Raw genomic sequence first — 24427 nt, forward strand, 5'->3', positions numbered from 1 at the left:
ATTCTGGCCATTCCTGTTTTTACACAGGACCGCCGGTCAGACGCTGGTCTCGAGCGCCTTCAGGACAAGGCCGGCCTGCGCACGGTCGCTGGTGACATCCTGGAACACGATGCCGGTGGCGCCGGCCGCCAGGACGCGGCCCGCAAGCGCATCGTCGACAACGATCGCACCGCTATGCACGACCCGGAACAAGGGCGCGTCGGCCACGAAATCGGTGCGCCAATATTGGCGGCGCTCCGGGGTCAGCAGGATATCCTCGCCGATCGATCCGTCGGCGCGCTGCACCGGGATGCGTTCGTACAGCGTGCGCTTGAGATCGACGAGCGGGCGGACGACATGGGATTCATCACGCGATAGTCGCGCGCAATCACCTCAGGACGCGATCGGCTCGCATCGACCGGCAGATATTCGACCACGCCGGGCGGCAGCGCCAGTGTCTCGCGCAGCGCCGAGACGAGGCTGAGCCCGCCCCACGCGAAATAATCGGGCGCGAAATCGGGGCAATCCGCGACCAGCTGGACCGGCGGCAGCGCCGCGAAAGGGTCGATGAAAGGGAGTTGCTTCCGATATCCAGCGACATGGCGATGCTCCGGCGGTCCGATGCCGAGCCTTATCGCCCATCCGGCATGCCGGCGCGCTAGACGATTCGATTAGGACGGATATTTCCCTCCATCGCCTGATCCAGAGCCCTTTTGTCGTCCCCCCGGACTTGGTCCGGGGTCCACCTGGCATTTCAGCGAAGCCGTGGAGCCTCGAGCCCATCCCGTGCGGCACGGTAGACCCCGGACTAAGTCCGGAGTGACGGGAGGAGAAGGTCCGCCGCTGGTCCCTACAATGTCGATCCGCCGTGCCGGCTCTCAGCCGTCGCCGACGCGCTCGATATCGGCGCCGACGCCCTGGAGCTTCTCCTCGAGCCGCTCATAGCCGCGATCGAGGTGATAGACGCGCTGGACCTGGGTCTCGCCCTCGGCGACGAGTCCAGCGAGGATCAGGCTCATCGACGCGCGCAGATCGGTCGCCATCACCGGTGCGCCGACCATCTTGTCGACGCCGCGCACCACCGCCGTGCGCCCGTGCACTTCGATGTTCGCGCCCATCCGCGCCAGCTCGGGCACGTGCATGTAGCGGTTCTCGAAGATCGTCTCGGTCAGCACGCTGGCGCCGTCGGCCTTGCACAGCATCGCCATGAATTGCGCCTGCATGTCGGTGGCGAAGCCCGGGAACGGCGCGGTGTTGAGCGTCAGCGGCCTGATGCCGTTGGCCGCGGCAATGCGGATGCCGTCCTGCGTCTCCTCGACGGTCACGCCCGCCTCGATCAGCGCGTCCAACGTCGCGCGCATGTCGCCCGCAGCAGCGCCGACCAATTCGACATCGCCGCCGGTGATCGCCGCGGCGCAGGCATAGCTGCCCGCCTCGATCCGATCGGGCATCACTGCATAGGTCGCGCCGTGCAGCCGATCGCGGCCCTCGATCTCCAGCGTCTCGGTGCCGATGCCGTGGATCGACGCGCCCATCGCGACGAGCATGTTGCAGAGATCGACGATCTCGGGCTCGCGCGCGGCATTCTCCAACACGGTGCCGCCCTTGGCGGTCACCGCGGCCATCAGCGCATTCTCGGTCGCGCCGACCGAGACCACCGGAAAGCGGTACTTGCCACCCTTCAGCCGCCCGCCGGGTGCGCTTGCCTTCACATAGCCCGCCGCGAGCTCGATCTCCGCGCCGATCGCTTCCAGCGCCTTCAGGTGCAGATCGATCGGGCGGTTGCCGATCGCACAGCCGCCGGGCAGCGACACCGTCGCCTCGCCCGCGCGGCCGAGCACCGGACCGAGCACCAGGATCGATGCACGCATCTTGCGGACAATGTCATAGGGCGCGACCGTCGAGCTGAGCCGCCCCGCGCGGATCGTCATCACCCGGCCGAAATCGGTGGGACGCGTCCCCTCGATCGCGGTCGATGCGCCGAGCTCGTTCAGCAGATGGCCGAAGCTGTCGACATCGGCGAGCCGCGGCAGATTGCGCAGCGTCAGCGGCTCGTCGGTGAGCAATGCGCAAGGCATCAGCGTCAGCGCGGCGTTCTTGGCGCCCGAAATTGCGATCTTGCCGGAAAGGCGGTTGCCGCCACGGATGAGGATACGGTCCATGACCGGGCTTCTAGTTCCTCTTGCGCCTCGCGCAAGCACAGCTCTCTTGCAGGTGCTTGATCGATTTTAATGCATTGATTCCTTTGGACTGCTTTGCATGCGCGGTGGGGGGAAGTCCAAAGCGTGTCTGGTAGTTGTTTCGCCGAAGTGTTGAGCGAGCTGGTTGATTTGACGCCGCCGGAAAGGGCGGCGCTCGAAAGGCTGGAGGAGCGTCAGCGGCACGTGCGCCGCGGCGCGGTGTTGCAACGCGAGAACGAGGCGTGCGGTGAATTGTTCATCCTCCGCAAGGGGCTGATCATGAGCTATGTGCTGCTCGACGACGGCAGCCGCCAGATCCTGCGCTTCCTGTTCCCGGGCGACATGCTCGGCGTCTCCAGCGCGATGTACCGCGAAGCGCCCGAGACCTTGTGCGCGCTGTCCGATTGCGTGGTCTGTCCGTTCGATCGCTCGGTGCTGTCCGATCTGATGGTCGAGCATCCGCGTCTGGCGGGGATGATCCTAGTCTATAGCCAGATTGAGCGCGTCGCATTGACCGATCGGCTGGCGGCGCTCGGCCGCACCAGCGCCAAGGCGCGCGTCGCCGCGCTGCTGCTGGAATTGCGCAATCGCCTTCGCGCGATCGACAAGAGCATCGCCAATGCATTCGCACTGGGCCTCACCCAGGAAGAAATCGGCGACGCGACCGGGCTTACCGCGGTCCATGTCAACCGCATGCTCCGCCAGCTCGAGGAAGAAGGGCTGATCGCCCGCGAGGCGGGCCGCGTCACCTTGGTCGACGAGCGGGCTCTCGCCCGAGCCGCGAATTATGTGAACCGGTATGAGGGGCTGGACCTGGGCTGGCTGCCCAAGCCGCGTAGCTGATCGGTTCAGCCCCTTCCCGTCACCCCGGAACAAATCCGGGGTCACGAAGGAGCTACTATCCCGGAACGCTCACGCCTTTTCGAGCGTGCATTGCAGCGGGTGCTGGTTCTGCCGGGCGAAGTCGATCACCTGGCTCACCTTGGTCTCCGCCACTTCGTAGCTGAACACGCCGCACACCCCCACGCCGCGCTGATGGACATGGAGCATCACCCGAGTCGCCTCTTCCATGTTCATCCGGAAGAAACGCTGCAGGCACAGCACGACGAACTCCATGGGTGTGTAGTCGTCGTTGAGCATCAGCACGCGGTAAGGCGTCGGTTTCTTGGTCCGCGTCCGCGTGCGCGTGGCGAGACCGACGGAGGGATCGTTGCCCTGGTCGTCATTGTCGCCGTCTTCGGCCATGCGGATCAGTGTTTCGGGGGTTTCAGCCATCTGTCTCGTGAAAATATGATGGCGCTGCGGTGAGGGCAAGGCCGGTGCTGCGCGATAACCCTGATTTCTCCCGCACCCTAACGCAGAAGGGGCGGCTGCCTCTCGGCAACCGCCCCTCCACGCTTTTTCCCGGATACGCGGGAAATAACTGTTACGCGGCGGTCTTCACCTTCTCGGCCGCAACCGCAACGCGGTTCGAAAGCGGCTGAGCGGCGTCGCCGGCGAGCTTGAGCAGCGCTTCGGTGTTCTTCGAAGCTTCGGCGACATACGAGTCGAACGCGCCGCGGACGAAATCGCTCTGCAGCTTGAAGAAGTCGGCCGGCGACTTGACGGTCGCGAGGGTCTTCATCGCGGCGGTCGCGGTCTCGAACGACTTGCGGCTGTACTCGGCGGCATCCTGGCCGAACGACTCGAAGCCCTTGGCGGCGATGCGGCCGCTCTCGACGAGCGCCTCGACATTGCCCTTGGCGAACTCATTGGCTTCTTCGACCAGCTTGGTCGACTTTTCGACGGCCGCCTTGGTGCGGTCGTTGAAGTCGGCGAAGAAGGCCTGCGCCTTGGCGGTGGTGTTCTCGACGGTGTTTTCGATGGTAGCCATTTTCACGGTTTCCTTGACGGTTTCCGCAGCCGTTTGCCCAACGGCGGCGGCGGTGGTTGCGGTTTCCGTGACGGCCTCGACAACGGGCTCGCTCACGGCTTCGACGGTCTCAATCACTTCCTGCGGTGCTGCTTCCACGGGCGGGACCGGCTCGGCGACCACGGCCGGGACGATCGGAGCGATCGTTTCGGCAACGGGAACCGGCGCGGGCTTCTCAACCGCGGGGGCAGCAATCTTAGCCACGGGCGCGACCGGCTTCTTCGAACGCGCCGCGGGCTTCGGAGCGGCAGGCTTCGCCGTACCGGACTTCGGACCCTTGCTCGCCATGATATGGCTCCCCTAGCTAATTGCTGCGTTGCAACATTTAAGGGATCGTTGCGCGGATTGCAAGAGGAAAATGTTGCACCGCAACATGAGACATTTCCGTTACGGAACCGTGGCTTCAGCGTGTCCGAACGTAGCTGCCGGGCGCATCCTCGATCGGCTTCAATTTGCCTTTTCCGGGTACACGTGCAGCTTTTGCAGCCAGCTTCGCGCTATCCAGTGCATCGATCCAACCGATCCAGTCGGGCCACCAACTCCCCTTGGTTTCTTTTGCTCCCGCAAAAAATTCGGAAAGCGTGCTCGCAGGCGCCTCGTTGGTCCAATATTGGTATTTGCCCGCCGCCGGCGGATTCACCACGCCGGCGATATGGCCCGAGCCCGCGAGCACGAACTTGAGCGGTCCCTTGAAATAATGAGTGATCTTCCAGACGCTCTGCGCCGGCGCGATATGGTCCTCGCGGCCCGCCTGGATATAGGTCGGCGTAGAAACCTTGGTCAGGTCGATCGGCGTGCCGGCGATCGAGAGCGAGCCCGGCGTCACCAGCTTGTTGTCGCGGTAGAGGTCGGTCAGGTAGCTCAGATGCCAGGCCGAAGGCAGGTTGGTGACGTCCGAGTTCCAGTGGAGCAGGTCGAACGGCGCATAGTCCTGCCCCATCAGATAATTGTTGGTGACATAGTTCCAGATCAGGTCGCGGCCGCGCAGCAGGTTGAACGTCGTCGCCATGTAGCGCCCGTCAAGGAACCCGTCGGCGCCCAAACTCTTGATCAGCGCGAGCTGATCGTCGTCGACGAACAGGTTCAGGTCGCCCGCTTCGGAGAAATCGACCTGCGCGGTGAAGAAGGTCGCGCTCTTCACCTTGTCGGCCTGCTCGCGGGCGGCAAGCACCGCCAGCGTCGCCGCGAGCGTCGTCCCCGCCACGCAGTAACCGATGGCATGCACCCCATCGACCTTGAGCAGATCGCGCACCGTGTCGATCGCGTCGATCTGGCCGCGCTCGACATAATCGTCCCAGACGACGTCCTTCATGCTCGCGTCAGCGGATTTCCACGAGACGACGAATACGGTCAGTCCCTGGTCCACCGCCCAGCGGATGAAGCTCTTCTCGGGGGTCAGGTCGAGGATGTAGAAACGGTTGATCCAGGGCGGGAAGATGATCAGCGGCGTCTTGTAGACCTGCTCGGTCGCCGGCGCGTACTGGATCAGCTCGTAGAGCGGGGTGCGCTTGACGACCTTGCCCGGCGTCATCGCGAGATTGCGGCCGAGCTCGAACGCACCTTCGGCGGTCTGCGTCATCTGCCCCTTGGCGAGGTCCGACAGCATGTGCTGCAGGCCCTTCAGAAGGCTCTCGCCCTTGGTCTCGACGATCTTCTCGATTACCTGCGGATTGGTCGCGGGGAAGTTGGTCGGGCTGACCGCGTCGATGAAGCCCTTGGTCGCAAAGCGGATCTGATCCTTCTGCTTGGGATCGATGCCCTCCAGCGAGTCCACGCCCTTCAGCAGATGATCGGCGATGACGAAATAGCTCTGCCGCAGGAAATCGAACACGGGCTCCTCGCGCCATTGCGGCGCCTTGAAGCGCTTGTCACGCGCCTGTTCGGGCGTTTCCTCGAAGGGCTCGGCATGCGCCGGATCGAGGAAGCGCTGCCAGAGCTGCATCGTGTCTGCCCAGAAGCCCGCGCTCGCGCGCATCGCCGCGGTAGGATCAAAGGCGCCGAACGACGGCGCTGCGGGCGCATGCTCGAACATGTCCAGCCCGTTCTCCAGCATCATCTGCTGCGCGCGGCCGAGCACCCAGGTCCAGTGCTGCAGGTCTTCGAGGCTGGTGGTCGGCGGAGTCGCGGTTTCTGCCATGCTATCCTCTTCAAGCCATGCTTTAGCGCACCCCGCGCAACTCGTCATTCCCGCAGCGCCGCATATCGCGTAGAAACCGCCTTACGACACATTCGGGTGTCGCGCTCCAACCCCTGAGAGACGAGGAAATGTCCGAAGAGTTCTACCGCATCAAGCGCCTGCCCCCTTATGTCATCGCCGAAGTGAACGGGATGCGGGCAGCGGCGCGGGCGGCGGGCGAGGACATCATCGATCTCGGCATGGGCAATCCCGACCTGCCACCACCAGAGCATGTCATCGAGAAGCTGATCGAAGTCGCGCGCAAGCCCGACGCGCACGGCTATTCGCAGTCCAAGGGCATTCCGGGTCTGCGCCGCGCCCAGGCGAACTATTATGCCCGCCGCTTCGGCGTCGATGTGGATCCCGAGACCGAAGTCGTGGTGACGATGGGATCGAAGGAAGGGCTGGCCAGCCTCGCCACCGCGATCACCGCGCCGGGCGACGTCGTGCTGGCGCCGAACCCGAGCTATCCGATCCACACCTTCGGCTTCATCATCGCCGGCGCGACGATCCGCGCGGTGCCGACCACCCCGGACGAGCATTATTTCGAGAGCCTCGAGCGCGCGATGAACTTCACCGTGCCGCGGCCGTCGGTCCTGGTGGTCAACTATCCGTCGAACCCGACCGCCGAAACCGTCGACCTCGCTTTCTACGAGCGGCTCGTCGCCTGGGCGCGCGAGAACCAGGTCTGGATCATCTCAGACCTCGCTTATTCCGAGCTCTATTTCGACGGCAAGCCGACCACCTCGATCCTCCAGGTCAAGGGCGCGAAGGACGTCGCGATCGAATTCACTTCGCTCAGCAAGACCTATTCGATGGCCGGCTGGCGGATGGGCTTCGCGGTCGGCAACCAGAAGCTGATCGCAGCGATGACGCGGGTGAAATCCTATCTCGACTACGGCGCCTTCACCCCGATCCAGGCTGCCGCCTGCGCAGCGCTGAATGGTCCGCAGGACATCGTCGAACGCAACCGGCAGCTCTATCACAAGCGCCGCGACGTGCTGGTCGAGAGCTTCGGCCGCGCCGGCTGGGACATCCCCAGCCCGCCCGCATCGATGTTCGCCTGGGCGCCGCTGCCGCCGGCACTCGCCCATCTCGGCAGTCTCGAATTCTCGAAGCAACTGCTGACCGAGGCCAAGGTCGCGGTCGCGCCGGGCGTTGGGTACGGCGAAAATGGCGAGGGCTATGTCCGCATCGCCATGGTCGAGAACGAGCAGCGCCTGCGCCAGGCTGCGCGCAATGTGCGGAAATATCTGCAGTCGATGGGCGTGAACACGCCGAACGTGACCGCGGGCTAGGCCACTTCGTGCTCCTGCGAAAGCAGGAGCCCAGGAGTCGCGGGCGCTCGGTTTGTAGCCCTGGGCCCCTGCTTTCGCAGGGGCACGGGTTTCGCTTTACCGATCCCGCCGCCCCAACAGCCGCAGGCGCAGCGCATTGAGCTTGATGAAACCCGCCGCATCGCGCTGGTCATAGGCGCCTTGGTCGTCCTCGAAGGTCACGACCTTCTCGCTGTAGAGCGAGTAAGGCGACTTGCGGCCGGTGACGATCACGCTGCCCTTGTAGAGCTTGAGGCGGACGGTGCCGGCCACCTTCTCCTGGCTATGGTCGATCGCCGCCTGGAGCATCTCGCGCTCGGGGCTGAACCAGAAGCCGTTGTAGAGCAGCTCCGCATAGCGCGGGGCGAACTCGTCCTTCAGGTGCGCGGCACCGCGATCGAGTGTGATCTGCTCGATGCCGCGATGCGCGAGGTGATAGATCGTGCCGCCGGGAGTCTCGTACATGCCGCGTGACTTCATCCCGACGAAGCGGTTCTCGACCAGGTCGAGCCGGCCGATGCCGTGCTTGCGGCCGAGCTCGTTGAGCGCGGCGAGCAGGGTCGCCGGGCTCATGCCGACGCCGTTCAGCGCGACGCCGTCGCCGCGCTCGAAATCGATCGTGATCGTCTCAGGCTGGTCGGGCGCGTCCTCGGGATTGACCGTGCGCGAATAGACATAGTCGGGAACCTCATCCCACGGATCCTCGAGCACCTTGCCCTCGGACGAGGTGTGGAGAAGGTTGGCGTCGGTCGAGAACGGCGCCTCGCCGCGCTTGTCCTTGCTCACCGGGATCTGGTGCTGCTCGGCGAACTCGATCAGCTTGGTGCGTGACGTCAGGTCCCATTCGCGCCACGGCGCGATCACCTTGATGTCCGGATTCAGCGCGTAATAGCCGAGCTCGAAGCGGACCTGGTCGTTGCCCTTGCCGGTCGCGCCATGGCTGACCGCATCGGCATTGACCAGTTTGGCGATCTCGATCTGGCGCTTCGCGATCAGCGGCCGGGCGATCGAGGTGCCGAGCAGGTACAGTCCCTCGTACAGCGCATTGGCGCGCATCATCGGGAAGACGAAGTCCTTGACGAACTCCTCTTTCAGATCGTCGATGAAGATATGTTCGGGCTTCACGCCTGCCATCTCGGCCTTCTTGCGCGCGGGCTCGAGCTCCTCGCCCTGGCCCAGGTCCGCCGTGAAGGTCACGACCTCGCAATTATAGGTCTGTTGCAGCCATTTCAGGATCACGCTCGTGTCCAGCCCGCCTGAATAAGCGAGGACGACGCGGTTGATCTGATCGGACATGGGCTTGCGACTCCGGATGGGGGAACGGGGGGCGCTCTAGGGTCCACGTGCCGCTTCCGCAACCTTTGCAGCGGGCGCATCCTGTAACCCACGCGACTCAGGGGAAAGAGCGATGGCCGAACTCAAGACCAAGCCGACGGAGGTGCGCGTCGACGCCTTCATCGAAGCGGTGCCCGACGCGACTCGGCGCGAGGATGCAAAGACGCTCGTGGCGCTGATGGAGCGCCTGACGGGCGAGCCGCCGGTGATGTGGGGTCCCTCGATCATCGGCTTCGGCAGCTATCGCTACAAATATGACAGCGGCCATGAGGGCGAGATGTGCCGGATCGGCTTCAGCCCGCGCAAGGCGGAGCTCGTGCTCTATGTGCTCACCGCCTATGCCGACCAGAGCGCTGAGCTGGCGAAGCTGGGCAAACACAAGACCGGCAAATGCTGCCTCTACATCAAGAAGCTCGCCGACGTGGACATGGCCGTGCTCGAAGGGCTGGTCCAGGGCGCGCTCGACCGGATGAACGCGGTCTATCCGGCCTGAAGTCCAAGCTTCCGTTCGCCTTCGAACATATAGTCGCGGGTGATCGGCAGCGTGTGGCGCGAGCGCGAGAACTGGAGCTGGTAATTGACCATGCCGCCGGTGCGGAACGCCACGCACGAGCCCGCCAGGTAGAAGGTCCACATTCGGAAGAAGCGCTCATCGTAGAGCGCGACCACCTGGTCCTTCGCGGCAACCGTCCGCTTGAACCAGTGCTCCAGTGTATAGCCGTAATGGAGCCGCAGCACTTCGAGATCGGTCAGGAAGAAGCGCATCCCCTCATAGCCGCGCGCGATCTCCGAAAGCGCCGGGATATAGCCGCCCGGGAAGATGTATTTCGAGGTGAAGCGATCGGTGATCCCCGGCCGTCCCGCGCGTCCGATCGTGTGGAGCAGCATCACGCCCTCCGGCGTCAGCAGCCGACGGCATTGCGCGAAGAAGGCGCGGTAGAATGCCGGGCCGACATGCTCGAACATGCCGACCGAGACGATCCGGTCGAACTGGCCGGAGACGTTGCGGTAATCGATCAGCTCGAACTTGACCTTGTCGGCCACGCCCGCCTCGTCGGCGCGGCGCCGGGCGACCTTCAACTGCTCTTCGGACAAGGTGACGCCCAGCACTTCGGCGCCGGTCTTTTCGTGGAGATACAGCGCCATACCGCCCCAGCCACAGCCGATATCGAGCACCTTCATCCCCGGCTCGAGCGCCAGCTTGGCGGCGATATGCGCCTTCTTGTCGAGCTGGGCCTGCCCGAGGCTGTTGGCCGGATCGGTGAAATAGGCGCAGCTATATTGGCGATCGGCATCGAGGAAGAGATCGTAGAGCCGGTCGTTCAGGTCATAGTGATGCGCCACATTGCGCTTCGAGCGACGCTGCATGTTGAAGCGCCCGATCCGGTGGGCCACGCCGTCGATCGCGCTGCGGATCGGGCCGGGCATCAGATTGGCCGATCCCTGCTCCCACAGATTGTTGCCGGTCATCAGCGTCAGCAGGTCGAGGATGTCGCCCTGTTCGATGACGAGCTTGCCGTCCATGAACGCCTCGGCCGCGCCCAGCGACGGATCGCGCAGGATCGCCCGTTCGGCGCCCGGTCCAAAACGGATCGTAACCGGCTTGAATGCCGGATCGGGTACGCCGTAGCTTCGCGTAGAGCCGTCGGTGTGGATGACTGAGAGCGGACCGCGCGTGATGGCGCGCGTGAGAAAACGATCGATCAACGCCATGAGCGGAAGTTAGGCACTCGTGCTGCGCCGCGCCACAAGGATTTTATGTCCGACCGATATCAAATTCCGGCGTACCATTCGTAGCCGGCCACATCCTCCCAGAAGCCGCCCTTGCCGCCGCCGATTCCGGCGAGCGAAGCGACCGCTTCGATCCGCATGACATATTTGGCGTGCTTGTAGCCGAGCTGCCGCTCGACGCGCAGCCGTATCGGTGCGCCATGCCCGACCGAAAGATAGCGGTCGTTGAGCGCCCAGGCGAGGATGGTCTGCGGGTGGAAGGCGTCGACCAGGTCGATCGACTCGTAATAGGGCCTCCCGCCGAGTAGATCTGCGCAGTGGAAGACGAGATAGCGCGCGGTGTCGCGCATGCCCGCCAGGTCGAGCACCGTCTCGAGCCGCGGCCCCTGCCACTTGCCGATCGCGCTCCAGCCCTCGACGCAATCGTGCCGCGTGATCTGCGCGCGCTGGGGCATCGACTGAAGCTGCGCAAGCGAGAGCGAGAGCGGCCGCGCCACCAGCCCGTCGACCTTGAGCCGCCAATCGGCGAAGCGGCCCGCAGCGAGCGCTTCATATTCGGGCGTGTTGGGGTTGGCGGTGCCGTTGGTCCGGAAGAACGGGCTGCGCTGCTCGGCGCGGAATTCACGCGCCTTCGCCGCGCGGCCGGTGATCGAGCGCTGGAGAAAGCGGTGCGCGTCCTCGGCGCTCAGGAGCCAGGGATCGTTGGTGAAGCGGTCGCAGCCTGCCAGGAGCCCGCCCGCACCGAGGATGAGCGCGTTGCGGCGCGTGATCATGCCGCGTCCTCCGGCACGCGCCACCAGCCGGTGATCATCGAACGCACTTCGTTGATCGGGCCGGCGAGCAGCACCAAAGTCAGGTGGACGAGGATGAACAAGGTCGTCAGCGCCATCGCGATGAAATGGACCGAGCGCGCCGATTGGCGGCCGCCGAATATCTCGGTCAGCCATGGCCAGGCGGCATCCATGTTGGGCGACAGCGCCAGGCCGCTCAGGATCAGCAGCGGAATCAGCACGAAGATCATCCCGGCGTAAGAGAGCTTCTGGAAGATGTTGTAGGCGCGCGGGTTCTCCGGATCGTGGAAACGCAGCGCCAGGTGCGCCTTGAAATCGGCCCATAGATGGCGCGGTCCCAGCTCGGCGCGGCGGATGCGCAGGTCGCGGGCGAAATGCCGGTTGAGCAGGCTCAGCGCCATGTAGATCAGCAGCCCGAACGCCAGCACCAATGCGAAGAACAGGTGCCAGTGCCGCGCGCCCGACAGGCTGTAGTGCGAGGGGATCGTCGCCCAGCCGGGGAAGCGCGGAAGCGCGAGCCAGGCATGGTCCCAATTCGCGCCATATTGCCCCCAATAGAGCCGGGGATGCGCGTTGAAGATCATCAGCCCGCTGCCGATCATGATGAAGATCGCCAACGCATTGATCCAGTGCCAGAGCCGAGTGGCGAGGGCGTGGCGATACAGCATGGGTGGGGGCGCCGGATCGGGATCGTCTGCCATTTCCGCGCTCTCCATGGGGCGGCAATATAGGCTATCCGGCCGCGGGCCAAAAGGTCTCCTCCCGAATCACTCTTTTCCTGCGAAAGCGCCGATGACCGCGGATTTCCACTTCTACGAACCCACCCAGGGCCACCGCCTGGCCCATGATCCGCTCAACGCGATCGTCGCCCCGCGCCCGATCGGCTGGATCAGCACCGTCTCCACCGACGGCGTGCGCAACCTCGCGCCCTACAGCTTCTTCAATCTGTTTAACTATCGTCCGCCGCTCATCGGCTTCTCGTCGACGGGGTGGAAGGACAGCGTCGCCAATGTGGAGGCGACCGGCGAATTCGTGTGGAACCTGGCGACTCGCGCCCAGGCCGAGGCGATGAACGCGAGCTCGGCTATCGTCGCGCCCGAGATCGACGAGTTCGTCCACGCCGGTCTCGCGGCGCTGCCGTCACGGCTGGTGAAGCCCGATCGTGTCGCGGGCAGTCCGGTCCAGTTCGAGTGCAGGCTTACCCAGCTTATCCGGCTGGAGACCAAGGAAGGCCATGCGATCGACCAGTGGCTGGTGATGGGCGAGGCTGTGGCGATCCATATCGATCGGGCGATGCTGGAAAACGGCGTCTACCAGACCGCGCGCCCGCACCCGATCCTGCGCGGCGGCGGACCGGCCGATTATTTCGAGATCACCGAGGGTGCGCTGTTCCGGATGCGCCGGCCCGGCTGAGCGGCGCTATCCATAGGCGCGCAGGAAGAAGACGAGCGTGGTAACCCCGGTCACCGCGAGCGTCCACCACCGCACCAGCCCGTGCGGTAGCTTCTTGCCCAGCTTGGCGCCCAGCCACCCGCCGAGGATCGCGCCGACCAGCATCGGCAGGCAGAACAGCCAGCGCACCAGCCCCGCCGCGACGAAAACGATCGCGGCCGCCAGATTGGCGATCGCCAGCATGAGCGTGCGGATCGAGAAGAGCGAGCGCGGATGCGCGCCCGCGAGCAGGCCATAGGTGGCGGTGGTCATCAGCCCGACGCCGCCGCCGAAATAGCCGCCATAGATGCCGAGCAGCGACTGGACGATCATCAGCGTGCGCGGGCCGATCGTCACGCGGGCGCGCAGCCAGTCGGACGCCTTGCGCCCGAGCAGCATCGCCAGGAAGCCGATCAGCAGCAGCCAGGGAATGATGAAGTCGAAGGCGCGCGACGGCGTGATCACGAGCAGCACGCTGCCGACCAGCCCGCCGACAAAGGTGATTCCCGCCAGCACGCGGACGTCCAGGCCACCCACCGGCGCGAGCTCGTCGCGAAACTCCCACGCGCTGGCCGCCGCGCCGGGCAGCAGCGCGACGTTTGAGGTCGCGTTGGCAATATTGGCCGGCAGCCCCAGCGCGATCAGCGCCGGCAGGGTCGCGAAGGTGCCGCCCCCGGCAAGCGCGTTCATCGCGCCGCCGAGCATGCCGGCCGCGAGCGGCAGCGCTATATCTCCGAGACCAGACAAGCTTTGATTCCGTTTGCCCTGAGCTTGTCGAAGGGCCCTAGCCGTTATCGCCAGCCGCGCAAGGAAGACGGTGCTTCGACAGGTTCAGCACGAACGATATTGTAAGCTCACCCGAGCGCGGCGAGTTTTTCCTCGGCCTGCCGATCGAGCTCGGCGCGGCTCTTCTTCTCCGACGCGGTCTTGAGCTGGCCGCAGGCGGCGTCGATGTCGCGGCCGCGCGGCGTGCGCACCGGGGCGGATATGCCCGCTTCGAATACGATGCTCGAAAAGGCCCGCACCCGCTCCGGCGTCGACGTTTCATAGGGCGCACCGGGCCAGGGGTTGAACGGGATCAAATTCACCTTGGCGGGCAGCTTGTACTTCTTGATCAGCCGGACGAGCTCGTGCGCCTCGGCGTCACTGTCGTTCTTGTCCTTCAGCATCACATATTCAAAGGTGATGCGACGGGCATTGTTGGCGCCGGGATAATCGGCACAGGCCTGGAGCAGCTCCTCGATCCCGTATTTGCGGTTCAAGGGCACGATCTCGTCGCGCACTTCCTTGGTCACCGCGTGGAGCGAAACCGCGAGGTTGACACCGATCTCCTCGCCCGCGCGCGCCATCATCGGCACGACACCGGAGGTCGACAGCGTGATACGGCGGCGCGACAGGCCCAGCCCGTCGCCGTCCATCACGATCCTGAGCGCATCCCGGACATTGTCGAAATTATAGAGCGGCTCGCCCATCCCCATCATCACGATGTTGGTGAGCATGCGCCCCTCGGGCTGGCTCGGCCATTCGCCCAGCGAATCGCGCGCGAGCATCACCTGGCCGACGATCTCGGCCTGGGTCAGGTTGCGCACCAGCCGCATCGTGCCGGTGTGGCAGAAGCGGCAATTGAGCGTGCAGCCGACCTGCGAGGATACGCAGAGCGTGCCCCGATCCGCATCGGGGATGAAGACCATCTCATAGTCCTGGCCGTCGTCCGAGCGGAGCAGCCATTTGCGCGTGCCGTCGGTCGAGACCTGCGCCTCGACCACTTCGGGCCGCGAGATCACGAAGCGCTGCTCCAGCCAGGGATGCATCGCCTTCGAGATGTCGGTCATCCTCGAGAATTCGGTGACGCCGCGATTATAGATCCAGTGCCACAGCTGCTTAGCGCGCAATTTGACCTGTTTCGGCTCAAGCTGCGAGGTCTCCAGCGCCATGCGGAGATCGGCCTTGGAAAGTCCGAGCAAGTCGATTCGGCCGTCCTGGCGCGGCACGAAGGCGCGCGGGACGGGCACGGGATCGATGTGCCCGGGGATGGGCATAAGGGCGGCCGACACTGTCTGCATGGCGCGCCATGTAGGCGATTTCGCGCCGGAATTCCACTCCCCGCGCCGCGTCATAATTTCTACGCCCGCATTTACCTTGTCCTGCATATGCAACGCCATGCCGCGTAGTGGGTTGTCTAGCAGGACACCCGCTGTCCAGCTTGGCGCGGGGCAACCCTAGTTGGAGTAGGATATGAAGCTTCGCAATTCGATGATGGTGCTGGGCGCTACGCTGTTGTGCGCACCGGCAGCCTTCGCGCAGAACACCCCGCCGGCCCAGCCGGCAACGCCTGCGCAGACCACGCCGGCGCCCACCACACCGGCCGCTCCGGCCGCGGTGACGGACGCCGAAGTGACCCAATTCGCCACCGCGGCGCTGGCGGTCGAGAAGGTCCGCAAGGACACGACGATCCCCGAAGCCGACAAGAACACCAAGATGGCCGATGCGGTGAAGATGGCGGGTCTCGACCCGAACCGCTTCAACGAGATCGGTCAGGCGATGCAGGCCGATCCGGCGCTGAACAAGAAGATCCAGGCGGCAGCGGCAGCGCAGCAGCCCGCTACGCCGGCACCGGGCGCTTCCTCGCCGGCTCCGGCACCGGCACCCAAATAAGCTGTGGGCGGCGGCATGACCGCCGCCGCCCCGGCTTTCAGGCGGGAGTGCAGCCGAGCGCTTCCAGCGTGACCGGCAGCGCTTCGGCGAGCGGCGTGTGCGGTTCCTCGCCGAGGAGTTCGACGAGCTCGCGATTGTCGAGCCGCAAGGGATGGCGCCAATAGGTGCGCATCTCGATCAACTCCTTCAGCGTCGTGCTGAACAGCGCCGCCAGGGGCAGCAGCGCCCAGGGAAGCCCGCGCACCTTCGCGTCATTGCCCGACGCGTGCGCCACCGCCGCGGCGAACTGTGCGCCATCGGCGTCCCAGGTTCCGGCGAAGTGATAGCGCGCGAAACGCGGTAGTTCACGGTCGCGGTCGAGCAGCCGGGCGAAGGTCTCGCCGACATCGGGCAGATACGCCCAGGCATGCCCGACCCCCTTGCTCGCCGGATTGGTGACCGCACGCACCCGCTTGCCCGGCGTCACCATGCCCTGCGACAGCCAGCTATTCCCCGGCCGCGGCCCGAAGAAGTCGCCCGCCCGCAGAATCACCACCCGGGCGCCCGACGCCTCCAGCCTCTTCTCCATCTCGCCCCGGATGCGGCCCTTGCGCGTCGAGGGATGCTGCGGCGAATCGGGCTGGGCCACCGGCGTTTCGGCGGCGTCGTAATTATAGATGGTGCCGGGCAGCGCGACCCGGGCATCGTTGGCGAGCGCTGCGGCGATGCTGTTATCGATCATCGGCAGCACCAGCTTTTCCCATTCGCGATAGCCCGGCGGGTTCACGGCATGGACGATCGCGTCAACACCCTTCGCCGCGCGCAGCACGGCGTCGCGGTCCATCGCGTCGCCCTGCGTCCATTCGATTTCCGTATCCATGCCCGGCTTCATCTGGCGAGCGAGCCCGCGCACCTTCCAGCCGTGCCGCAGCAATGCCCGCGCGGCTTCGCCGCCCACGCCGCCGGTCGCGCCCAGCACCAGAACCGTCTTTGCCATTTCGACCTCCTTCAGTGGTGGCCACGAGATGGCCCAGGCGAGCTTCAAAGAAAATTGCCTAACCTTTGCGAGCGGCCTATAAGAATTTTATGAGCCAGATCGATTGGGAGCAGCAGCGCGCCTTTCTCGCGGCGATCGAGGAAGGCAGTCTCTCGGGCGCGGCAAGGCGCCTCGGCCTCGCGCAACCCACCGTGCGCGTGCGGATCGAAATGCTCGAAAACGCCCTCGGCACGCCGCTTTTCACCCGCTCGCCGGGCGGCTTGATCCCCACCGAACGCGGCGAGGCATTGCGCGAGCACGCCCGGGCGATGGCGCTCGCCTCGGATGCGTTCGTCCGCTCGGCTTCCGCGGCGCCGGACCAGGTGGCAGGCACGGTGCGGGTCAGCGCCAGCGACATGATCGCGATCGAGGCACTCCCGCCGATCCTCGCCGATCTCGCCACGCGGCATCCGTCGCTGGTGATCGAGCTCTCGCCCACAAACCGCAACGAAGACGTGCTCCGCCGCGAGGCCGATGTGGCGGTCCGCATGGTGCCGCCGAACCAAGACGCTCTAGTTGCGCGACGCGTTGGCGTGGTCGCGCTGGGCCTTCACGCGCATCCGGCTTACCTGGCGGGGCGCGAGATCCCGCGCCACTATGCGGATCTGGCCAGGCACCGCATCATCGGTCCGGCAAGCGATTCGCCGGTGCTCCGATCGGTGCAGGAGCAGGGCTTCCCGGTCGGTCTCGCCGATTTCGGTTTCCGTACCGATAGCGACATCGCCCAATATGCCGCGATCCGCGCGGGGCTGGGGATCGGCGTCTGCCAGGTGCCGCTGGGCAAGCGCGACGGGCTGGCGCACCTGCTCCCCTTAAGCTTCTCGCTCGATCTCGAGACCTGGGTCGTCTGCCACGAGGACCTGCGGAATGTTGCCCGCGTCCGCGCGGTGTTCGACGCGCTGGTGGTCGGCCTCACGGCCTATATCGCCGGCAGCTAGCGCCCGGCGCAGCCCAAAGCCGCCGCGTCGATCGCGCTCGCCGCGCCCTTCAGCGCGTAGCTGTCGGCAAAGGGCGCGCCGTTCGCGTCAACGCTCTCCACGCTCATGCTGCGGCCGTCGCGCATCGCCGCGACGATCGCCGCGTCGGTGCGAGCGTCGGGCGCCCAGGCATCGCTGTCGCCCGCCATCAGCTCGAATCGCCGCTCGCCCACCGACAGCGTGACGCGCGCATTAGCGGCGCGCGCGCGGCTCAGGCGGATATGGAGCTGGTCACGCACGCGGTTGCGCGGCCAGGTGGCGATGCTGACGAAGGGCTGGGCCTCGCGATATTTCTCGACCGGCCGCGCGATCGCGAAGCAGCGCATCGGCGCCGCGTCGCGGAATGCGCCCCATCCGTCATAGACGCCGAGCGCTTCGCGTCCCTGCCCCTGCAGGGCGGCCGCCAGCGCGAGAAGCGCCACGATCATGCCGGAGCCGCGCCACGGCCCGATCCCCGATGGACCACGGTCTCGACGCCCTGCTCGATCCGCACGATCGATCCCTGGGGCAGGTCGGGCGCCACCGGCGCGCCGAACTGCGGCATCGCGTCGCGCGCCGTCATCACGCCGCGCAGGATGCGGCTCGACATGCCGTGCATGATCACCAACCGGTCGCCGGGATCGTCATCGGTGTCGGCGAGCCAGCCCGAGACGCGCATCGCAATCGCATCATACCATTCGCCGCCCGGCGGCGGCCGCGTGTAGAGCCCATGCTCGAAATCGAGGAAGCCCGGCGCCTCCTCCAGCAGATCGGCATAATAGCGCCCGCTCCATTCGCCCATGCCGATCTCGACGAGCCGATCATCTGTCTTCGCCTGGTGCCAGTCGAGCTCGAGATGCTCAGCGACGACCGCCAACGTCTGGAGCGCGCGGCCCGCGCTCGACGACCACAGGGTCAGCTTCGGCTTGGGGCCCAATATCTCCCGGAGCGCGGCGCCCATCGCATCGGCCTGGGCGAAGCCCGCGCGCGTCAGCGGCGTGTGCGGATGGTCGCCCTGCATCCGGCGCGCGGCGTTGAACACCGTCTCGCCGTGCCGCGCGATGAAGTCGCGTCCCTTGCGGTTGCCTGCCATGCCACTCTCTCAGCGGTTCACGTTGGGAAACGCAATGCCTCAGTTCGGCCCCGTTTCGTTCATTCGCCCGACAGGTGTAGCGGCGCAATAGCACACCAGCCCGGAAACGGGCCGCCGAGGATAAAAGGGAGTGTCCCAAGGCCCAGCGTCAGATCTGCCGACTGTGCCCAAAAAACCACGGTTTTCCGCGTTTATCTGAGGTTAGTGAAACCGAGACTTCCCGTCTCCGGTTGTGCCCCGGCCTGTCCGTTAAACAGGCCTGTACCCAAGGAGTGAGTTATGCGTACCAAGCTTTTCGCCGCTGCCCTGATCGCCTCCACGGCCATCGCCGCACCGGCCTTCGCGCAGGATTCGGATTCGACCTTCACCGGTCCGCGCGCCGAAGGAATCGTCGGCTGGGACCATGTGAAGGATGATTCGATCTATGGCGCATCGAAGGACAGCGTCGTCTATGGCGGTGCCATCGGCTACGACTATCAGATCGGCCGCGCCGTCGTCGGCGTCGAAGGCGAAATCACCGGCGCATCGACCAAGGACAACGCTACGGGCGTGCTCGTCGCGGGCGATTCGCTGCGCGTGAAGGCCGATCGCGATCTCTATGTCGGCGGCCGTCTCGGCTTCGTCGCGGCGCCCCGGACGCTGATATATGCGAAGGCGGGCTACACCAATACCGGCTTCGACACGCACTACACCGCGGGCGGCACGACCCCAATCGACATCCACGACAAGGATCATGTCGATGGCTGGCGCGTCGGCGCCGGCGCCGAATACCAGATCAACAAGCGCGTCTATCTGAAGGGCGAGTATCGCTATTCGGACTATAGCTCGGACGATAACGGCATCGACGCCAAGCGCCACCAGGTGGTGGGCGGCGTCGGCGTTCGCTTCTGATACGCAGATCACGCCAATTTTGGTGTGGACGAAGGGCCGGAGCGGGTTGCTCCGGCCCTTTTTGCCGTTAAGGATAGAGAACGGCGAACTGCCACCGGCCGCTCGGCACTTGGTGGAAAAAGGGCGGCGGCCCGGGGGTTTGAATACATGAAGGCGACGATCGAACGCGCGACTCTGCTCAAGGGCCTCAGCCACGTCCAATCGGTGGTCGAGCGGCGCAATACGATCCCTATCCTCTCGAACGTGCTGATCGAGGCGCAGGCTTCGGGCGCGGTGCGGCTGATGGCGACCGATCTGGATCTCCAGATCGACGAGACGATCCCGGGCGCGGTCGATCAGGCCGGCGCGACGACGATCTCGGCGCACACTTTGTTCGATATCGTGCGGAAATTGCCCGAGGGCTCGCAGGTCGAGCTGACCGCGGCCGAGGGCAAGATGGTGATCCTGGCGGGGCGCGCGCGCTTCAGCCTGGGCACGCTGCCGCGCGACGATTTCCCGATGATTGCCGAGGGTGAGCTGCCGACGGTGTTCGAGCTGCCGGCCGAAACGCTCAAGCAGATCATCGACAAGACTCGCTTCGCGATCTCGACCGAAGAGACCCGCTATTATCTGAACGGCATCTTCCTGCACGTCACCGACGAAGCGGTGCCCTTGCTCAAGGCCGCGGCGACCGACGGCCACAGGCTGGCGCGCGTCACCGTGGCGCGCCCAGACGGCGCCGAGGCGATGCCCGACGTCATCATCCCGCGCAAGTGCATCGCCGAGTTGCGGAAGCTGCTCGACGAAGTCGATGGATCGGTGGGCGTTTCGCTCAGCAATTCGAAGATCCGCTTCGATCTTGGCCAGGCGATCCTGACCTCGAAGCTGATCGACGGCACCTTCCCCGATTACAGCCGCGTGATCCCGACGGGGAACGACAAGATTCTCAGGATCGACCCCAAGAGCTTCATGGAAGGCGTCGACCGCGTCTCGACCATCGCCACCGAGAAGACCCGCGCGGTCAAGATGGCGCTCGACCGCGACAAGGTCATCCTGTCGGTCACCAGCCCCGAAAACGGCGCCGCCGCCGAGGAAGTCCCCGGCGAATATGCCGCGATGCCGTTCGAGATCGGCTTCAACAGCCGCTATCTGATGGACATATTGGCGCAGATCGAAAGCGACCTGGTCGAGGTCCATCTGGCCGATGCCGCGGCGCCGACGCTGATCCGCGAGAATGACCAGTCGCCCGCGCTCTACGTGCTGATGCCGATGCGGGTGTAAGCTCGGTCCCGCCTGTCATTTCGGGCAGCTAAATCGCGGTTATCAGGATATTAAGCTACGTACCCGCGCTTTTCCCAGCTTTGCCGCAGGGCAGCATTTCGGCATTGAGACGATGAGCCCCGAGGGTTCAGAACCTTACGGGACTCGAGTCGGGCGGTGGACCCTCCAGTACGCTGCCCGGCTCCTTCCCGAGACCTGTCGAGCTGCGAATGCCGGGAATTGATCTTTAACCGGCACAGTGTTATTTACACTGATGTCAGTTAAACGGATTCGCTAGATGGCCACCCAAGCTCCCGAGCAGTTCAATCCCGGTATTCCGATGAAGCGCGAATGGGGCACGGCGCTCGGCGCGCTGCGCCAGCTGCTGGCCAATGGCGATGACACCACCCAGGTCTTCCGCATCATGCGCGCGCTCAACGGCGACGTGACCCAGCGCAATTATCGCCGACTGCTGACGCTGCCCAATGGCGGCCGTCTCGCCTATCGCCGCCTCGAACTGGCCGATCGGCTGTCCGATCGCGGCTGGGTCGACAGCTTCGCCGAAGGCACCGTGGGCGCGGCGTACCGCGCTTTCCTCGATTCGACCGGCTACACCGCACAGGGCCTCGCCGAAGTCAGCATGGCCGAGGGTGCCTTCCAGGGCGTCGATGTTGAGCATCCCTATGCGTGGATGGGCCGGCGCGAGCGCGATATCCACGACATCTGGCACGTCGTCACCGGCTACAAGGCCGACGAGCATCTGGGCGAAGCGTGCCTGGTCGCCTTTTCCTATGCGCAGACCGGTGGACTCGGCTGGGCGTTCATCGCGCTCGGCGCGTCGCTCAAGAGCATCCGCATCACCGGCAAGCTCGATTTCATCCGCGCGGTCCGCGAGGGCTATCGCAACGGCAAGCGCGCCGGCTGGCTCCACGGCGAGGATTACGAGGCTTTGCTCAACGAGCCGCTCGACGCCGTGCGCAAGCGGCTCAATCTCGTCGAACCGGTCAAATACCGCATCGCCCAGAAGAGCCTCGCGGCTGCGGGCCTTACCGGGATCTGACGCACTTACGGAGTGGGTTGCTCCGGCGTCGTCGGCGCTCCCGGCGGCGCGTCGGAACCCAGAGCCTTCTGCAATGCCTCCGCGGATGCGACCGGCCCGGGCAGATCGAAGCGATGCGGGTCGATCTCCTTGTGATCGAGCGATTGCAGCTCGATCAGGGGGGCGATCTTCACCGGAGTCCCCTTGGCGAGCAGTTCGTGCAGGCGCGGCCCGAATTGCGACGAGGCGGGTATGACCGTGCCTTCCAGCGCCAAGAGCGCCGAATCGGCCAGCCGCCGGAGCAGCTCGCCGACCGGCACCAGCTCAAGGTCGGCGCTCAGGGCGACATCGAGCATCTCGTCGCCTTGCGGCCCGAACTGCCAGGAAGTCGCGACATAGCCGGCGACCTGGACCTCCGCGCCGCCTGTCACGAACAGCGGCTCCTTGGCGTCCGACGAAACCCGCGTCTTCAGCACCTTGATCGCGTCGTCTAGGCGGGCAACGATCCGTTTGTCCGGCATGTCCAGAGCGACATAATCGACGCCGCCTCGGCGGATCACGCTGAAAATGCCGTCGACGCCGACTCGCGAATCGCCGCTATCGTCGATCTCGACGACGAGCATCTGCTTGCCTTCGCCGATGGCGTAGCGCGCCGTTATGTCCGCCAACGCGGGCAACGGCGCCGCGCCCAGCAGGATGAGTGCGAGCCGCGCTGCCGCGGCTCGCCTCTGGATCAATTGGCCGGTGCCTTGGGTGCCGGCGAAGGCGATGCGCCGGGCGCGGGCGCCGGGGCCTCCTCTGCGCGCTTCTTTGCAGCGTTCGCCATGGCCTCGGCCTCGGCCATGCTGCGCTGGCGCATCTCGTTCAGGTGCTTCTTGAGCGCGGCCTTGTCGAGCACCTTGGGCAGCGCGAATTCGCTCGCGGCGATCGGCGCTTTCTCGACGCCGTCGAGCTTAAGCGCGTCGCCGAAGCGTAGCACCATGCCCTTGTCGAGCACTTCCTCGAGCTTCTTCTCGATATTGGGCACGCGGCCGGCGACCTGCTGCATGCCGGCGCTGCCGAACCGGGCCTGCATTGCAATCGCCTTGCCCACACCGGCAAAGGCCGGGTCACTGCTGACCACCACATCGATGCTCTGCGCGCCGGCGGCGGGCTTCGGGCGCACCTTCCATACCGCGCCCTTCAGGCCGGCGATGGTTTCCTCGCCTTCCTGCACCGCCTCGAACTCGGGCTCGTTGGCCTGCTGCGGCGGCACGCCGCCGCTTTCGCGGATCAGCTCGCCCATGCTCGAGACGAAATCGGGAACCGTAGCTGCGAAACGGTCATTGCCCTCGGTGACCACGACATAATCGGTGCCGCCGTGGCGAATGAAGGTCTGCGGACCGGCATCGAGGCGCGTATCGCCATTGCCGGCAGCCTTGACCGTGATCGTGCCGCGGCCGTTCGCGACCGAATAATGCGCAGTGACGTCCTCGGGCGCCTTCGAACAGGCAGCTGCGAGCAGGAGGGTGGCGGCGGCGAGATAATTGCGGATCATATGATTCCCCTTTTTGCCCTCATCGGCGAAGTGGTGTTCGTCGGCAAGGGGGTGCGCTAAGGGCACTGGCATGGCCGTGTCCCGCCTCGTGCTCACCGATTTCCGCAACCATGCCGATGCCGTGCTCACGCCCGGCACCGGATTCGTAGTGCTCACGGGCGAGAATGGTGCGGGCAAGACCAATATCCTCGAAGCGCTTTCACTGCTCGCGCCAGGCCGCGGACTGCGCCGCGCCGGGCTTTCGGAAATGGCACGGCAAGGCGGAAGCGGCGGCTTCGGGGTCGCGGCTGCGCTGGGCCCACCCCAAAATGATGTCGAGATCGGCACGGGCGTCCAGCCCGATGCCCCCGAACGCCGGGTCGTGCGAATCAACGGCGCCCCCACGGCCGCGACTGCGCTCGCCGAATGGGTGGCCGTCCTGTGGCTCACGCCCGCGATGGACCGGCTGTTCGTCGAGGGGCCCGGTGAACGGCGCCGCTTCCTCGACCGGCTGACCCTCGCTTTGTCATCCGACCACGCCCATCAATCGACTCGCTACGAAGCCGCGATGCGCCAGCGCAACCGGCTGCTCGCCGACGAATCACCCGCCGATCCCGACTGGCTGAACGCGCTCGAGGCGCGGATGGCAGAGCATGGCTCGGCGATCGACACCGCCCGCCGCGAGACCGTCGCGCTGCTCTCCGAACGTCTCGCCGCGCAACCCGAGAGCGTGTTCGCCCGCGCGGGGCTGGCGATCGAGGGCTGGCAGGGCGATGCCGAGACGCTCGCGCGCGAACTATGCGAAGGCCGCCGCCGCGATGCCGCTGTCGGCCGCACGCTCGCCGGCCCGCACCGCGCCGATCTGCTGGTCACCCATCTCGGCAAGCTGCAGCCCGCCGGCCTCTGCTCCACCGGCGAGCAGAAGGCGCTGCTGCTCGGGTTGGTGCTGGGCCATGCCGAGCTGGTCGCCGATCGCATCGGCCGTGCGCCGATCCTGCTGCTCGACGAAGTCGCGGCCCATCTCGATCCCGGCCGGCGCGCGGCGCTGTTCGACCGGCTCTCGGGCATGGGCCAGGTGTGGATGACCGGCACCGAGCCCGGCCTGTTCGACGCGATCCCCGATGGCGCGACGCGCTACCGCGTGGCGGACGGCGCGATCCTGTAACTCCTTC

Annotated in this window: 26 protein-coding genes; 10 read left to right on the forward strand and 16 right to left on the reverse strand. The window is 65.7% G+C overall.

Annotated features, from left to right (window positions below):
• Positions 1–36: 36 nt before the first annotated feature.
• Both IAG41_RS23545 and murA read right to left on the reverse strand, forming a co-directional pair.
• Entirely contained in the window at positions 37–285 is a 249-nt protein-coding gene (locus IAG41_RS23545) for an imm11 family protein (RefSeq protein ID WP_187728642.1), read from the reverse strand.
• Between the two features lie 572 nt (positions 286–857).
• On the reverse strand, positions 858–2141 hold the full coding sequence (gene murA / locus IAG41_RS10675) for a UDP-N-acetylglucosamine 1-carboxyvinyltransferase (protein ID WP_187728643.1): 1284 nt from the start codon (positions 2139–2141) through the stop codon (positions 858–860).
• A 123-nt stretch (positions 2142–2264) separates the two neighbouring features.
• On the opposite strand from murA, the gene IAG41_RS10680 reads away from it, so the two are divergent.
• Entirely contained in the window at positions 2265–3002 is a 738-nt protein-coding gene (locus tag IAG41_RS10680; protein ID WP_316251138.1) for a Crp/Fnr family transcriptional regulator, read from the forward strand.
• 69 nt (positions 3003–3071) lie between these two features.
• Here the strand turns inward: IAG41_RS10680 and clpS are convergent, their stop codons facing one another.
• The 3 genes from clpS to IAG41_RS10695 all read right to left on the reverse strand — a co-directional run bounded on the left by clpS (position 3072) and on the right by IAG41_RS10695 (position 6208).
• A complete protein-coding gene (gene clpS / locus IAG41_RS10685) occupies positions 3072–3404 on the reverse strand; it encodes an ATP-dependent Clp protease adapter ClpS (RefSeq protein ID WP_187729114.1) in 333 nt (110 codons plus the stop codon).
• 181 nt (positions 3405–3585) lie between these two features.
• Positions 3586–4359 (reverse strand): phasin family protein, encoded by a 774-nt coding sequence (gene phaP, locus IAG41_RS10690; protein WP_187728644.1) that lies wholly within the window; start codon positions 4357–4359, stop codon positions 3586–3588.
• 115 nt (positions 4360–4474) lie between these two features.
• Entirely contained in the window at positions 4475–6208 is a 1734-nt protein-coding gene (locus IAG41_RS10695) for a PHA/PHB synthase family protein (protein ID WP_187728645.1), read from the reverse strand.
• Positions 6209–6336: 128 nt separating this feature from the next.
• Between IAG41_RS10695 and IAG41_RS10700 the strand changes: the two genes are divergently transcribed.
• Entirely contained in the window at positions 6337–7545 is a 1209-nt protein-coding gene (locus IAG41_RS10700; RefSeq protein ID WP_187728646.1) for an LL-diaminopimelate aminotransferase, read from the forward strand.
• 96 nt (positions 7546–7641) lie between these two features.
• Here IAG41_RS10700 and IAG41_RS10705 read toward each other — a convergent pair whose 3' ends face one another.
• Positions 7642–8859: an argininosuccinate synthase gene (locus tag IAG41_RS10705; protein ID WP_187728647.1), complete on the reverse strand. Its 1218-nt coding sequence runs from the start codon at positions 8857–8859 to the stop codon at positions 7642–7644.
• Between the two features lie 112 nt (positions 8860–8971).
• On the opposite strand from IAG41_RS10705, the gene IAG41_RS10710 reads away from it, so the two are divergent.
• Positions 8972–9391 (forward strand): DUF1801 domain-containing protein, encoded by a 420-nt coding sequence (locus tag IAG41_RS10710; protein ID WP_187728648.1) that lies wholly within the window; start codon positions 8972–8974, stop codon positions 9389–9391.
• On the opposite strand, the gene IAG41_RS10715 is transcribed toward IAG41_RS10710, so the two are convergent.
• From IAG41_RS10715 to IAG41_RS10725, 3 genes are read right to left on the reverse strand one after another with little or no spacing between them, the layout of a single operon-like run.
• Complete coding sequence (locus IAG41_RS10715) at positions 9379–10611, reverse strand: SAM-dependent methyltransferase (RefSeq protein ID WP_187728649.1); 1233 nt, start codon at positions 10609–10611, stop codon at positions 9379–9381. The two genes, IAG41_RS10710 and IAG41_RS10715, sit on opposite strands and share 13 nt — an antisense overlap.
• A gap of 59 nt (positions 10612–10670) precedes the next feature.
• Positions 10671–11402 (reverse strand): molybdopterin-dependent oxidoreductase, encoded by a 732-nt coding sequence (locus IAG41_RS10720; protein WP_187728650.1) that lies wholly within the window; start codon positions 11400–11402, stop codon positions 10671–10673.
• Positions 11399–12121: a cytochrome b/b6 domain-containing protein gene (locus tag IAG41_RS10725; RefSeq protein ID WP_187728651.1), complete on the reverse strand. Its 723-nt coding sequence runs from the start codon at positions 12119–12121 to the stop codon at positions 11399–11401. Before IAG41_RS10725 ends, IAG41_RS10720 begins: the two co-directional genes overlap by 4 nt.
• Positions 12122–12212: 91 nt before the next feature.
• Between IAG41_RS10725 and IAG41_RS10730 the strand changes: the two genes are divergently transcribed.
• Positions 12213–12833, forward strand: a complete 621-nt coding sequence (locus IAG41_RS10730; protein ID WP_187728652.1) for a flavin reductase family protein — start codon at positions 12213–12215, stop codon at positions 12831–12833.
• Between the two features lie 6 nt (positions 12834–12839).
• Here IAG41_RS10730 and IAG41_RS10735 read toward each other — a convergent pair whose 3' ends face one another.
• Positions 12840–13598: a sulfite exporter TauE/SafE family protein gene (locus IAG41_RS10735; RefSeq protein ID WP_262408610.1), complete on the reverse strand. Its 759-nt coding sequence runs from the start codon at positions 13596–13598 to the stop codon at positions 12840–12842.
• Positions 13599–13705: 107 nt separating this feature from the next.
• On the reverse strand, positions 13706–14890 hold the full coding sequence (gene rlmN, locus IAG41_RS10740; RefSeq protein ID WP_262408611.1) for a 23S rRNA (adenine(2503)-C(2))-methyltransferase RlmN: 1185 nt from the start codon (positions 14888–14890) through the stop codon (positions 13706–13708).
• Positions 14891–15086: 196 nt separating this feature from the next.
• On the opposite strand from rlmN, the gene IAG41_RS10745 reads away from it, so the two are divergent.
• Positions 15087–15506 carry a DUF4168 domain-containing protein gene (locus IAG41_RS10745; protein ID WP_187728654.1) on the forward strand — a complete coding sequence of 140 codons (420 nt, stop codon included), beginning with the start codon at positions 15087–15089 and terminating at the stop codon, positions 15504–15506.
• A 37-nt stretch (positions 15507–15543) separates the two neighbouring features.
• Here IAG41_RS10745 and IAG41_RS10750 read toward each other — a convergent pair whose 3' ends face one another.
• The gene (locus tag IAG41_RS10750; protein ID WP_187728655.1) at positions 15544–16482 is read right to left on the reverse strand and encodes an NAD(P)H-binding protein; all 939 of its coding nucleotides are present in this window, start codon (positions 16480–16482) and stop codon (positions 15544–15546) included.
• 89 nt (positions 16483–16571) lie between these two features.
• Between IAG41_RS10750 and IAG41_RS10755 the strand changes: the two genes are divergently transcribed.
• Complete coding sequence (locus tag IAG41_RS10755; RefSeq protein WP_187728656.1) at positions 16572–17459, forward strand: LysR family transcriptional regulator; 888 nt, start codon at positions 16572–16574, stop codon at positions 17457–17459.
• On the opposite strand, the gene IAG41_RS10760 is transcribed toward IAG41_RS10755, so the two are convergent.
• Both IAG41_RS10760 and IAG41_RS10765 read right to left on the reverse strand, forming a co-directional pair.
• Complete coding sequence (locus IAG41_RS10760) at positions 17456–17926, reverse strand: invasion associated locus B family protein (protein ID WP_187728657.1); 471 nt, start codon at positions 17924–17926, stop codon at positions 17456–17458. The genes IAG41_RS10755 and IAG41_RS10760 overlap by 4 nt on opposite strands.
• Positions 17923–18570, reverse strand: coding sequence for a histidine phosphatase family protein (locus tag IAG41_RS10765; protein WP_187728658.1), 648 nt, complete (start codon positions 18568–18570; stop codon positions 17923–17925). The genes IAG41_RS10760 and IAG41_RS10765 overlap by 4 nt, the downstream gene beginning before the upstream one ends.
• A gap of 279 nt (positions 18571–18849) precedes the next feature.
• Here IAG41_RS10765 and IAG41_RS10770 point away from each other — a divergent pair, with 279 nt between their 5' ends.
• From IAG41_RS10770 to IAG41_RS10780, 3 genes are all read left to right on the forward strand, one after another.
• Positions 18850–19461 carry an outer membrane protein gene (locus tag IAG41_RS10770; protein ID WP_187728659.1) on the forward strand — a complete coding sequence of 204 codons (612 nt, stop codon included), beginning with the start codon at positions 18850–18852 and terminating at the stop codon, positions 19459–19461.
• A 147-nt stretch (positions 19462–19608) separates the two neighbouring features.
• Positions 19609–20721 carry a DNA polymerase III subunit beta gene (gene dnaN / locus IAG41_RS10775; RefSeq protein WP_187728660.1) on the forward strand — a complete coding sequence of 371 codons (1113 nt, stop codon included), beginning with the start codon at positions 19609–19611 and terminating at the stop codon, positions 20719–20721.
• Between the two features lie 277 nt (positions 20722–20998).
• Positions 20999–21760, forward strand: a complete 762-nt coding sequence (locus IAG41_RS10780) for a Coq4 family protein (RefSeq protein WP_187728661.1) — start codon at positions 20999–21001, stop codon at positions 21758–21760.
• A 5-nt stretch (positions 21761–21765) separates the two neighbouring features.
• Here the strand turns inward: IAG41_RS10780 and IAG41_RS10785 are convergent, their stop codons facing one another.
• Together IAG41_RS10785 and IAG41_RS10790 are read right to left on the reverse strand one after the other, a co-directional pair.
• Positions 21766–22476: a hypothetical protein gene (locus IAG41_RS10785; protein WP_187728662.1), complete on the reverse strand. Its 711-nt coding sequence runs from the start codon at positions 22474–22476 to the stop codon at positions 21766–21768.
• The gene (locus IAG41_RS10790; protein WP_187728663.1) at positions 22473–23276 is read right to left on the reverse strand and encodes a hypothetical protein; all 804 of its coding nucleotides are present in this window, start codon (positions 23274–23276) and stop codon (positions 22473–22475) included. Before IAG41_RS10790 ends, IAG41_RS10785 begins: the two co-directional genes overlap by 4 nt.
• A gap of 70 nt (positions 23277–23346) precedes the next feature.
• Here IAG41_RS10790 and recF point away from each other — a divergent pair, with 70 nt between their 5' ends.
• Positions 23347–24420, forward strand: coding sequence for a DNA replication/repair protein RecF (gene recF / locus IAG41_RS10795; protein WP_187728664.1), 1074 nt, complete (start codon positions 23347–23349; stop codon positions 24418–24420).
• Positions 24421–24427 lie beyond the last annotated feature (7 nt).

It is taken from the genome of Sphingomonas sp. JC676 (assembly GCF_014489075.1).
Lineage (GTDB): Bacteria > Pseudomonadota > Alphaproteobacteria > Sphingomonadales > Sphingomonadaceae > Sphingomonas.